Source organism: Vibrio sp. V33_P6A3T137 (assembly GCF_009904835.1).
Taxonomy (GTDB): Bacteria; Pseudomonadota; Gammaproteobacteria; order Enterobacterales; family Vibrionaceae; genus Vibrio; species Vibrio metschnikovii.
In genome coordinates this window covers 1-12501 of record NZ_WXWK01000053.1, presented here as the reverse complement: position 1 = coordinate 12501, position 12501 = coordinate 1, and the positions used below count along the sequence as shown (strand labels likewise).

General features: G+C 41.2%; 8 protein-coding genes. All 8 read left to right on the top strand.

Features of this window, described 5'->3' with window-relative positions:
- On the top strand, positions 1-515 hold a 515-nt coding region (locus tag CAG60_RS04885; protein ID WP_237667749.1), incomplete at its 5' end, for a hypothetical protein.
- Positions 509-1891, top strand: a complete 1383-nt coding sequence (locus CAG60_RS04880; RefSeq protein ID WP_161438411.1) for a DEAD/DEAH box helicase — start codon at positions 509-511, stop codon at positions 1889-1891. The genes CAG60_RS04885 and CAG60_RS04880, both read left to right, overlap by 7 nt.
- A gap of 300 nt (positions 1892-2191) precedes the next feature.
- Positions 2192-6100, top strand: a complete 3909-nt coding sequence (locus tag CAG60_RS04875) for an RNA-directed DNA polymerase (protein WP_161438410.1) — start codon at positions 2192-2194, stop codon at positions 6098-6100.
- Positions 6097-6549 (top strand): hypothetical protein, encoded by a 453-nt coding sequence (locus CAG60_RS04870; protein ID WP_161438409.1) that lies wholly within the window; start codon positions 6097-6099, stop codon positions 6547-6549. Before CAG60_RS04875 ends, CAG60_RS04870 begins: the two co-directional genes overlap by 4 nt.
- A gap of 122 nt (positions 6550-6671) precedes the next feature.
- A complete protein-coding gene (locus tag CAG60_RS04865) occupies positions 6672-7883 on the top strand; it encodes a TniQ family protein (protein WP_161438408.1) in 1212 nt (403 codons plus the stop codon).
- Between the two features lie 2 nt (positions 7884-7885).
- A complete protein-coding gene (locus CAG60_RS04860; protein ID WP_161438407.1) occupies positions 7886-9973 on the top strand; it encodes a type I-F CRISPR-associated protein Csy2 in 2088 nt (695 codons plus the stop codon).
- Positions 9974-9979: 6 nt separating this feature from the next.
- Complete coding sequence (gene csy3, locus CAG60_RS04855) at positions 9980-11011, top strand: type I-F CRISPR-associated protein Csy3 (protein ID WP_161438406.1); 1032 nt, start codon at positions 9980-9982, stop codon at positions 11009-11011.
- Between the two features lie 8 nt (positions 11012-11019).
- Positions 11020-11625: a type I-F CRISPR-associated endoribonuclease Cas6/Csy4 gene (cas6f, locus tag CAG60_RS04850; RefSeq protein ID WP_161438405.1), complete on the top strand. Its 606-nt coding sequence runs from the start codon at positions 11020-11022 to the stop codon at positions 11623-11625.
- The last annotated feature ends 876 nt before the right edge of the window (positions 11626-12501 follow it).

The window sequence follows — 12501 nt, the reverse complement described above, 5'->3', positions numbered from 1 at the left end:
TGTTTAACCTGTTGATTGAAAAAGGAATGGATGACTTTTCAGTTATAGATGCTAGGGATGCTTTACTAAACAGTAGTGTGATCTTCCCGAGTAAGGATGACGCTCGAAAGTATATTTATAAGCAACTGCTATCATTTGAGGAGAAAGGTTGGCTTTCCACTATTGGGACTCACAGATTGAAACGTTACCATCAGACTAGTGAGTTCAAAGCGCTCACAGTCGAGCCCCGAGCGGCTAGAAAGAGTAAAGCTAACGTTGATCCAATAGCGATTCAAACTGCTGATACACCTCTAACGGTATTGGAGCAAGAGAAAAAACAATATGAAGGAGAGCTTGAGATTACGCTAGGAGAGATAGAGGAATATCAGTCGCTATTGACGCGTTTCCCACACAGTAAACAAAAGATGCAACCCTTATTTAACGTAGCGAGAGAGCGATCAGCCAAGTTATTAGGCAAAATCAATGCACTAACCAATTGGATCAAAGTGGCACAAGACAAGGCTCAACAATGTTAAGAGTGTGGCAAGCCGACTGTGCACAGCTGGCCATCAAGAAATTTGCATCCAATAGTCGACCGCATTTCTTCTGCCAAGCCACTCCGGGTGCAGGTAAAACCGTTATGGCTGCCGAGGTGGCAAGACGGTTATTTGAAGAAGGTATGATTGACTTAGTGCTCTGTTTTTCGCCATCTTTGTCCGTAGCTGAAGGGATGCAAAAAACGTTTGCATGGAAATTAGAGTGCTCATTTAACGGAGGGTTAGGTTCTCTGGGAGGATCTTATACTTACCAATCGATCCGTTTTTTTGACGATAACTTTTGGAACACTATCAGCAAACATCGAGTCTTAGTCGTATTTGATGAAATTCATCATTGTTCTTTTGAAGAAGATGGTCGATCAAACTCTTGGGGTGTAGAGATAGTTTCAAAGATACAAGGACTTGCACGATATACGCTGGCATTATCAGGCACTCCTTGGCGTTCAGATAGACTGCCGATTGTGATGGCAGAATATTCTGACCCGGAAGGGATGCTTATTTGCGATTATCAATATGGTTTAAAGCAAGCTGTTATAGACGGAGTTTGTCGCCAACCGAACATTGCCTTAATCGATAACGAGCATTTGAGTATTACGTCTGGCGGCAATAGACAACATTTTGCGTCCATTTTGGAGTGCCTTAAACAATCAGATGTTTCTTATCAAAGCGTCATTCACAATGAAGAAGCGATGCATTACATCTTGAGTAGTGGCTGCCAAAAGTTAGCAGAGATCAGGCAGTTTTCTCCAAACGCAGGTGGATTAGTGGTCGCTGCTTCTATCAAGCACGCGAAAGATATTCAAAAACGCTTGGTCGAGCGGTTTAATCAATCAGCCAGCATTGTGACTTATCACCATGTAAACCCACTAAGTGAAATTGAATCTTTTCGACACTCGAATGTTCAGTGGATAGTCAGTGTTGGGATGATAAGTGAAGGTACCGATATCCCAAGGCTTCAGGTTTGCTGTCATATGAGCTCAGTGAAAACAGAACTCTATTTCAGACAGGTCCTTGGAAGAATATTAAGAGTTAACGACTCACTGAACCAAGAAGCATGGTTGTATACCTTTGCTGAAGAAAGTTTGATTGGGTTTGCTGAAAGAATTGAACAGGATATTCCAGAGTCGTGTTTATTTATTAAAGCGAATGAACAGACTGATGAACCAGATAAAGCACAGAGTTTTACCCCTACAGATTTGTTGAACGATAAGATTATGATATCTGGAGAGTCGTCAACTCAGATAAATTGGTCAAAAATCAATGGGATTCAAAACACTTTTCACTCTGATTTCGAAGGTTATCACGAATTACGTTTAGGTGATTTTAAACAAAGAGTTATCGCAACATTCACTTAATTACACCGTGAATGATGCGCGCTCGGATTTATATTGGCTTTACGATATACTGATTGGCTATTGAGTCTCTGTACGAGTAAACCATATGGTCAGCAGCATTAATAAAGCTAAGTTATCTGAAATCAACATTATTACCCAATTCATACCTCCTGCGATTAAATACGTTGGGTGGTTAGTAACTAAAGTTAAAGAGTTATTAGGAATTTGGGTTCAACGTAAAGCTCGATTAAAAGCCTCTCAGACTACTCAACTTAAGCTCACGTACGCACTTGTTGAACAGGCTGTTTAAGGAACTAGACCATGCCAAGTATTGCAAAGAAATATGAGCAGCTTGTCTTAGATGACGATTACTTAACTGACAGTTTGTTGATGACGCTTGCATGGAAAAAAAGTCATCAATATATCCGTACTGCTAATTGGTATGCCGACAATTTTGAACTGGACTTGTCGGCATTATCGTTGTTGGAAAGTGCACAACAGTGGTGCAGTGATTTACAACAAGATGAATTGATTTTTAAGCCTTTAGAACTTGTACCCGCACCTAAGCAACATAACTGGGAGTTCAAAAAGACAGGTTTTGGTTCTGAAGAATGTTTAACTTGGAAGCCGAAAAATCAAGCTTTGGATGAATACAACAAGAACTCTGAAGAAATTAAAAAGAGCACTGAAAAACCTGATGATTTACCATTTTCATTGAGACCACTTGCACATATACCTATTCGTGAACAAAGTATTATGACCTTGTTGATGATGTGTATAGGTAATCAGGTAGAAACAAGGCAAGGTGATCCCAGCGCTGAGCTAGAGTTTGTACATGAAACAAAAGTGGTGAGTTACGGTAATCGCCTTTATTGCCGCTACGATGAACAGGGTAATGCGGAGCACAGTTATGGTAGCACCACCACTTACAGTAAATTTTTTGTAGATAACCGGAAGTTTTTAGAGCGCCCTTTCTATTTTGCAAAGAAAGCGAGAACGGAACTTGATGATAATCATGAAGTATTCATTCTAGATTTAGACCTCGCCAAGTTTTTTGATTTGGTTAACCGCAAAAAGTTGTGTGAACTCATAAAAACTGTCGCTAGCGTGGAAACTAAACCCGCAGGAGAAGTTAAATATCTTAATAAATTACTTGCAGCCTTTGAAACTTGGGAGTGGAGTGAACAGGCTGCTATGGAATTTAATAAGGTTTGTAAAAATGAAGAGGTGATGTCTGCACCAAAAGGAATTCCACAGGGTTTAGTAGCTGGCGGATTTTTAGCTAACGTATACATGCTTGAGTTTGACGAAAATGTTAGGGATTTAATTGGGAGTATATTGAAACCTAAAATCTGTATTGCTGATATTGAAGTCACTTTGGTTGATTATTGCCGATATGTTGATGACATGCGTTTGGTTGTATCTGCGACTCCTAAAATTCCTGATACTCCGATTTCTAAATTTGATGTTAAAGAGTTCGTCATTGCAACTATCAAAGAAGTCATCACAAAATCTAAACTAGATGACCTTAAGTTAAACAATGGTAAAACTAAAATACATCGCTATCAGCCACGTGTAGCTGGGATATCTAAAGAACTTACCCATATTCAGCAAAAACTTAGTGGGCCAATTGCATTTGATGAGTCCCAAGAAACCCTAGGCCAGTTAGAATCTTTACTATCTATCGTCGCTAGTGGCCAAGTACCGGAACAAGATGATACGTGTACCCCAAATAGGCTTGCTCAAATAAATAAAAGCCAACTTGATGTTCGTGGTGATACAATCAAACGCTTTGCTGCCAATAAAATATCCAAGCTACTCAAACGCATTCGTAATTTCAGCGCCCATGAAGTTGATGCTAATGGAAGCCCTATTGCAGGTGATTGGGACTATTTGCAAGAGCGCTTAGCAAGACGCTTGATAGCGGCATGGTCACATGACCCTTCACTCGTATTGTTACTTAAAAAAGGGCTAGAACTTTATCCATGTAGTCGTATTTTAGAGCCTGTTTTAGATCAGCTGAATAAGAAGTTAGCTGAACCGGAGCTAAAAATTCAAGCGGTTGCACGATACTGCTTATCCGAAGTATATCGTCATAGCGCGATTGTTATTGACCGTTTAGATCCAAAATTTATTCCACTTCATGCTAAATATGATGAATATTTCGAGCATCTTCAACATCACGCAATGTTGGTTTGTCATGATGCAGGCGATAGTCGCGGTAATTTCGATCTGTTGCTAGAGCAAGCACAGTTTTTACTGCTATGTAGACGAGATTCGAACCTAGAAGAAAGGTCAAATAACGCTGATCACGATATGATCATCAAGCTTATCAAGGGGTTTAGGGAAATATCACTTGATAGCGCGCTCAATGCTTCTCGGGTTGCTGCAAATGTGTTGCTTGCAGCGCAACTTAGCGATGACAATAAATCTTTGAATCGATCAATTTCGTGTGTTTTGGCAAAGTTACCCTCTGATGTTTGCTTAGATATATTAACCAAAATTGTTTCGCAAAATCTAAGTTTGTTCATAGCCCTGATCAGGTATGCACGTTCTCTTGGTGTTGAATGGGCAAAACAAGCGAGTATCAAAGCACTTGCTAAGCAATATGCGATTGATCGTAAAGCTTCCATCGGGCCGCTGGATAAGATTAGTGGAGACAAGTCATTACTGAGCATTACGCTACGAGATGATAATCCTTTAGCGAATGAAGTCATGTTGCTCAAATTAATGTTGACATTATTGGAAGAGCCTAAGCAATTACTTGAAGCTAAAACCAATCAACTGATAGACGTTATACAAACTAAAGTGGCGCTCAAAAACGCTAGCTATCATCGCACACCCCAACAAGAGCTGTTCAATTCTAAGTTAAAAATCAGCCTTGCGCTTACCGAATCTCAGTCCCCTCTGAGTCCACATCTAACTGGTGAATCCCCTGAAATTAGTGCGATCCAAAAAATAGCAATTTGCGCACGATCTGCATTAGTCGGGAATATAGACTGGTCTGGTTTTGGCTCGTCCATTCCAACAAAGCTTGGTTATCGAGGTATTAAAACTAGCCAAGATAAAAGGTCGTTGGGGATGATGAATACGCCACAATCAATAGCTGGTGAGTCTGCGCAGGTTTCTCATTGGCTAACCACACTGATATCAAAACTTCTCATTTGGCCTGGTATTAATGTTAACGATCAAGGTTATACATGGCCTAACCAATGGACTATCGCTTCTGTTAAACATCTAATTGTTCAGCGCTTAAGTACTTTAGAAAAGATGTATTGTACGCACTCAAAAATGCCTAGCTTGATAGAGTTAGTAACTCTTGATTGGAGCACTGATAAGCGTGACCTGACGGTCGCAATGGTTCAATCGAAGCTACCAAGAATTAGTGACTTTGATTGCGGTTGGATGTTGGATGATATTAAGTTTCGTTCGATTCATCGAAGGCACATTGCCGATGTGGCTGCATTAGTTTGCAAGCATATTGATACCCAGAGAGTAACTGATGAAGAACGTAATGAACGAGGTAAAAAAATTGATTTAATCGTATGGCCTGAACTTTCAGTTCATCGAGATGATATGGATATTCTGATCGCATTATCGCGTAAGAGCCATGCAATCATCTATGCGGGGTTAGTTTATATTGAGCAGGAAGGTGTTAAAGGGCCAAATAACTGCGCTGTTTGGATCGTACCATCAAAGGCAAATACCAATCAAAAGGAGCTTATCCGGTTTCAAGGCAAGCAGAATATGATGTCTGCTGAAAAAAGCCATATACAGTCATGGCGACCGTATCAATTGATGCTTGAACTTAAACATCCTAGGTTTCCTAACGACCCAGGTTTTATGCTTACAGGCTCAATCTGTTATGACGCGACAGATATTTCCTTAAGTGCAGACTTACGGGATAAGTCCAACGCTTACATTGTATGTGCACTAAATAAAGATGTTAATACATTCGATAGTATGATTGACGCGCTTCACTACCATATGTTCCAACCTGTAGTCTTAGTAAACTCTGGAGAGTACGGAGGCTCTTGCGCAAAAGCTCCATATAGTGAACCGTATCATCGCTTGATTGCCCATAGCCGTGGGAGTAACCAAGTATCCATCAACACTTTTGAAATGAATATGTTTGATTTTAGGCGTGACAACGTAGGTGAAGGGATGCAATCTGATAAAGTCATTAAAACACAACCAGCAGGCGTAACGATGAAAAAGGATAGAAAATGACATGTTTTAAAACAGGTTGGGCCGCTTTGCTTGACCTCAGTCTATGGGTAAGTTTGGCCAATATCGTTATTTGTATTGTTGCCGTTGTAACTGCAGTTTTCGCTTATAGACAATGGACTAGTTCAAAAGAAGAAGCTAGACGCGCCACTGCATACTCTGCTTATTCAAGGTTTTTGGAGTTGTGCCTACAATTGCCGGATTTTGCTTATGCGGATGAACAGGTGCTAAAAGTTAATCAAAAAGATTATATTCAATACCGCTGGTTTGTGGCACAGATGTTGTTTGCGTTTGAACAGATATTGGATGTACTTCCGGATGATGAGGAATGGAAGATTACTATTAGCAACCAACTAAAAAAGCATGTTTGGCATCTAAAAAGTTCAAGTTCTGTTAAGAGGAAAGAGTGGAATGCGTCGTTGCAAACGTTAATTGAAGGCTTAATAAAATAGAGTCGACACTTTGCTCGATATTAGTTATGTTCTTTAGTCACAATCTGACCCACTAAATTTGATTTAATTAAAATAGCAGCAATAATAAAACTTAGATAATCTAAGTTTTATTATGGTGGTATGTGAAAACGGACATTCAACTTTACCCTGACGAATCGCTTGAAAGCTTCTTGTTGCGCTTATCGCAAGAACAAGGCTACGAGCGATTTTCTCATTTTGCTGAAGACATCTGGTATGACACGTTGGATCAGCATGAAGCGATTCCCGGTGCTTTCCCTCTTGAGCTCAACCGAATCAATATCTACCACGCGCAAACCACAAGCCAAATGCGGGTGCGAGTGCTTATCCATCTTGAGAACCAATTAAAGCTCAACAACTTTGGTGTACTGCGTCTCGCGCTATCACATTCAAAAGCTCAATTTTCTCCCGCATACAAAGCCGTTCATCGGTTGGGTTCTGATTATCCTTTTGTTTTTCTTGCTAAACGCTTCACGCCTATTTGCCCCTTATGTATTAGTGAGGCCCCATACATTCGCCAGCTGTGGCAATTTATCTCTTACCAAGTTTGTGAGCGCCATAGCTGTAAATTGGTTCATCACTGCCCAGAGTGCCAATCGAGATTAGAGTACCAAACCACTGAGAGTATTAGCCAGTGCGAATGCGGTTTTGAACTCCGCAACTCACCGGTTGCAGATGCGCCAGTGGCTGCGCTACTGGTTGCTCGATGGTTGTCAGGAAATGACTCAAAACCTTTGGGATTATTGAATGCTAAAATGACGCTCTCTGAGCGCTATGGCTTTTTACTATGGTACGTTAATCGTTACGGCGATATTGAGAACATCAGTTTTGAGTCATTTGTTGAGTATTGTTCTTGTTGGCCAAGAGTGCTGGAGGAGGAACTCGATGAGTTGGTAAACAAAGCCGATCTCATTCGAATCAAAGATTGGAAAAAGACGTTTTTCAATGAAGTTTTTGGCGCTTTGCTTAAAGATTGCCGCCAGTTACCAAGTAGGCAGTTAAATCGGAATAGCGTGCTCACTCAAATGTTAGCCTATTTTACAAAGTTAATGGCAACACTACCTTTAAGTAGCAAAGGGAATGTAGGCGATGTGCTATTAAGCTCCTTAGAAGCGTCCACATTACTTGCTTGCACAACGGATGAGGTGTATCGGTTGTATGAGTTTGGTGAGATTAAAGCAGCGATTAGGCCGAGGATGCATACCAAAATTGCCTGTCATGAATCAGCGTTCACCCTAAGAAGTGTCATCGAAACAAAGTTGACTCGCATGTGCTCTGAAAATGACGGTTTAAGCGTGTATCTACCTGAGTGGTAATTATGACGAAATTAAGTGATCTACTAGCAATTGAAGACGAAGCAATAAAACAAACTGCTCTAAAAAAGATGTTCATGCCCTATACCGAAGACGTTTGTGTTGAAGGGTATGAACAAGAAACGTTGACGATTTTGCTCAATCTCAGTTCTAGTCATCAAGCTGATAGGTGCTTGGATTGGTTGGATGTAGCCCGAGCTCAACGGTATTTAAAAGATTCTGAAAACTTAGATGCCTCTCTTGCTGAAATTCAGTGGTTCCACACTCATAACCTAAAGTTTCCAGACTGTCGTGTTAAGGATCAACGGATAATTGCGCGACCTCTTTCTACAACCGAGGAGTTTATTTCAAGTGCAGGATTGGATCAGCGATTGGGATGGGCTCATAATTCTGCTGTCTATCGTCACACATTATGGTTACTGAATCCTTTTAAATGGCAATCACAGCCAGTGTGTATTCTTTCGCTTATTCAGCAGAAAAACCCAGTTTGGCTCGATCTACTTACAGAATTTGGCTTGGATGTGAAATCACTTGCTCGCTTACAACGTGCAATTGAAGAACAACTTCCTGAAAATAGTTTTCCCAACAGTGTTAGTGTTTACAGTAAGCAATTACGGTTTCCTTGGGGGGATGATTATGTTTCGATCACCCCCGTTGTGAGTCACGCTCTTCAGTGCGAACTAGAAATAAGAGCGCGAAGTCCAGAAAACAAGTTCAGTTTTGTCTCTTCGTCACTGCCTAACTCTGCCAGTATTGGGAACCTGTGTGGCAGTTTGGGTGGGTATATGAGAGTCCTAAATTACCCGCTAGACGTTAAACAGACCAAGGGTGGGACGTTAACGGCAAGCCGTCAAAAGAGTGGTCATTACTTTGATGACTATCAGGTAACTAACGCCAAAATTTGTCAGGTACTAAATCGCCTAATTGGGTCTGAGCCAGCCAAAACACAGCGGCAAAGAGAAAGAGCTCGTCAGGTTAGGAGTAAGATTTTACGAAAGCAGATAGCCTTGTGGATGCTTCCACTCATTGAGCTAAGAGATATCGCCGAATATGAATCCAATCAGCAGCAACTAGAGCATGACGACACCTTAGCTCAAGCCTTTTTGTCGTTACCAGAATGGGAGCTTGGTTCTTTGGCTGGTGAGTTTAACCGACGCTTACATCTCGCGTTTCAAAATAATATCTATTCTGCCAAGTTTGCTTATCACCCAAAACTGATGCAGGTAGCTAAAGCCCAAGTGACATGGGTGCTTGAGCAACTTAGTAAGCCAATTAACAATCAAGATATGGTGACGGGGGAGCAATATATCTACCTGTCGTCAATGAGAGTGCAAGACGCGGTAGCGATGAGTAACCCTTGTTTGTGTGGTGTGCCGTCTTTGACGGCCATTTGGGGGTTCATGCACGATTATCAAAGGAAATTTAATCAATTAGTTAACAATGGTTCCTCAGTTGAGTTTTCGAGTTTCGCTTTTTATGTTCGAAACGAGAATATTCAATCAACAGCCAAGTTGACAGAACCTAATTCAGTGGCCAAAGCTAGAACGGTTTCTAATGCGAAACGACCAACCATTCGTAGTGAACGATTGGCGGACCTAGAAATAGACTTAGTTATCAGAGTTCATAGTGAAAGCCGAATTTCAGATTTTAGATCAGCGCTTAAAACGGCCCTTCCCGTTGCTTTCGCCGGAGGGGCATTATACCAACCACAGCTATCGACGCAGATTGAGTGGCTTAGAACATTTACAGGCAGGAGTGAACTTTTCCATGTTTTAAAAGGATTACCTGCATACGGGCGATGGTTATACCCAAGTGAAAAGCAACCTACTAGTTTTGATCAGTTAGAGCGGTTGCTCATTCAAGACGATGATAACTTGCCCGTTTCTCTTGGTTACCATTTATTAGAGCATCCAACTAAGCGGGATAACGCAATCACAGGTTGCCATGCTTATGCGGAGAATGCGATAGGGCTTGCTAAGCGAGTAAACCCGATAGAGGTCCGTTTTAGTGGACGAGATCACTTTTTAAACCACGCCTTTTGGTCGATAGAATGCAGTAGCGAAACTATTCTTATAAAAAACTATAGGGATTAATCGTTTATGGAACTTTGCACTCAGTTGAACTATGTCCGATCACTTTCTGCTGGTAAAGCTTATTTCTACTATCTATCCGACAGTGGTGAGATGTGCCCCCTTAATGTAGATAAAACCCGATTGCGCGCACCAAAAGGGAGTTATTCAGAAGCATACAAGGGGAACAAGTTCGTCGACAAGAATGTTGCCCCTCAAGACTTGACCTATTCGAACCCGCAGTTCATCGAAGAGTGCTATGTAAAACCCGGCGTTGATGAAATTTATTGCGCATTTTCACTTCGAATTCGAGCCAATTCGTTAACACCAGATATCTGTAGTAATGATGAAGTACGCAGCAAACTGTCTATGCTTGCTAAAATTTATAAAGAGCTTAACGGATACAAAGAGTTAGCCCATCGTTATGCGAAGAACATTTTGCTTGGTACTTGGTTATGGCGAAATCGTGAGTGTAGAAATATCACTATTGAAGTGACGACCAGTGAATTAGATACTTTTGTTGTCGAACATGTTCAAAAACTCTCTTGGTATGGTCATTGGGATGGTAATTCAACAGAATGCTTAGAAAGGCTTACAGTCTATCTCGAGCGAGCACTGTCTGACCCAACCGAATACTTCTACATGGACATCAAAGCAAAACTGCGGGTTGGCTGGGGAGATGAGGTTTACCCAAGCCAAGAGTTTTTGGATCGTCGAGAAGATGGAATTCCTACTAAGCAGCTAGCCACAGTAGAGCTTTTGAGCGGAAAGGAAACCGTCGCGTTTCACGGACAAAAAATTGGTGCAGCGCTACAATCGATTGATGATTGGTGGCATGAAAACGCAGATAAGCCATTAAGAGTGAATGAATATGGCGCTGATCGAGAGTACGTTATAGCAAGGCGACATGTGTCCCATGGAAAAGACTTTTACCAATTAGCCAGAAATACAGAGAATTGGATTGAGACAATGACAGCTTCTCAGACCATCCCAAATGATGTGCACTTTATTATGTCTGTCTTGATCAAAGGCGGCCTCTTCAATTGTTCCAAAGCAAAGTAAGGATGACTATGACGAAGCGTTACTACTTCTGTGTACGTTATACTCCTGTTCAAGCCGACTATGAGCTGTTAGCAGGGCGTTGTATATCTCAAATGCACTTGTTTATGGTCAATAATCGACAAGCGATGAATAGGATTGGAGTGAGCTTCCCTGATTGGAATGAATCTACGGTTGGTCAAACCATAGCCTTTGTTGCTGAAGATAAAGAGATGATGATTGGACTCTCTTTTCAGCCCTATTTTTCTTTGATGGTGAAAGAAGGTTTATTCGAACTATCGAGTATCTGTGAGGTACCGGAGAACTTGGGGGAAGTAAGGTTTGTTCGCAACCAAACGATTAACAAGAGCTTTTTAGGCTCGAAGAAACGGCGAATTAAACGTAGCATGGTGAGAGCCGAGCTTTCTGGGGCTGAACAACGATTAGCAGTAACGAACGAAGACCGTGTCATCGATAGTTTTCATCGAATACCAATCTCCAGCGGTTCATCTGGGGAGGATTATATGTTGTTTGTACAAAAGGAGTTTGTCGGTGAGCGTGGTGGAGCAAACTTCAATAGCTATGGTTTAGCCACCAATCAAGAAAGAAGAGGCACGGTACCTGAGTTACGCTGTTAACCCTTTTCTGAAAACTCTTGTTCAGATAAATAGAAACAATGACTTACAATATGTAAATTTTATAGGGTATTTTCCCGATTTGTGACTTTAAGCACGCAGAATCAGAGACTTGATAACTATGTTCTATGGTGTCCTGCCGTATAGGCAGCCAAGAAATTTTTGGCGATTCAAGCTGTCTTCTACCACAAGTGTCCTGCCGTATAGGCAGCCAAGAATAGGTCAGGAAGAAAGCAACCTACCTGCTGAACAAGCAGTTAATAATCAAAACCATCAAGCTTTCTCTTGGTGGTTTTTTGTTTAAAAGGCTCCCCATGTATTTAAAAAGGCTTGAAGCTATTGATGTTAATTTTAATCACTATGAGGTAGGACTTGAACGATATGTTAGGTGTACTTGGAGCCTGAACATGTATAGGCATCATGTGTTTCGTGCAAACCTGTCAGACATATTTGTGTTGGAGATCAACCGAATCAATGAATCTTTGGGTATTGCGGTAGAAACCATTGATTTGAAAGAGTATAGAGACAATTTTAGGTCGTCAGAAAAGCTGAACAAGTCTATTAAAGAAAATGAATATCCTCGTTGGATATGGTTTTACGGTGTCGAAGCCTTAAAGGACACGAACTACGCAGGTTGGTTACGTAGTCGGCTAACAGTCCGATCAATAGAGAACTTACGAGTTATCTTTGTTGTTGAGTCTAGTGACGATTATCGCGACGTTTTTTGTGATTACAGGGTACCTTTCTATCAATCTACAACATTACTACAAACGGATATTGACGACTTAAATTAAGGTTGTTGGCGATTCAGGTCGTTTGGGTTAGAACATAATTCTGATGCTCAGGGCTCTTGGGTAAACTACTACCCGTATACACATG

Excerpts from the sequence above, each read along its gene's own strand:
- CAG60_RS04880 (WP_161438411.1), top strand. The coding sequence starts at position 509 with ATGTTAAGAGTGTGGCAAGCCGACTGTGCACAGCTGGCCATCAAGAAA.
- CAG60_RS04875 (WP_161438410.1), top strand. The coding sequence starts at position 2,192 with ATGCCAAGTATTGCAAAGAAATATGAGCAGCTTGTCTTAGATGACGAT.
- CAG60_RS04870 (WP_161438409.1), top strand. The coding sequence starts at position 6,097 with ATGACATGTTTTAAAACAGGTTGGGCCGCTTTGCTTGACCTCAGTCTA.
- CAG60_RS04860 (WP_161438407.1), top strand. The coding sequence starts at position 7,886 with ATGACGAAATTAAGTGATCTACTAGCAATTGAAGACGAAGCAATAAAA.
- csy3 (WP_161438406.1), top strand. The coding sequence starts at position 9,980 with ATGGAACTTTGCACTCAGTTGAACTATGTCCGATCACTTTCTGCTGGT.
- cas6f (WP_161438405.1), top strand. The coding sequence starts at position 11,020 with ATGACGAAGCGTTACTACTTCTGTGTACGTTATACTCCTGTTCAAGCC.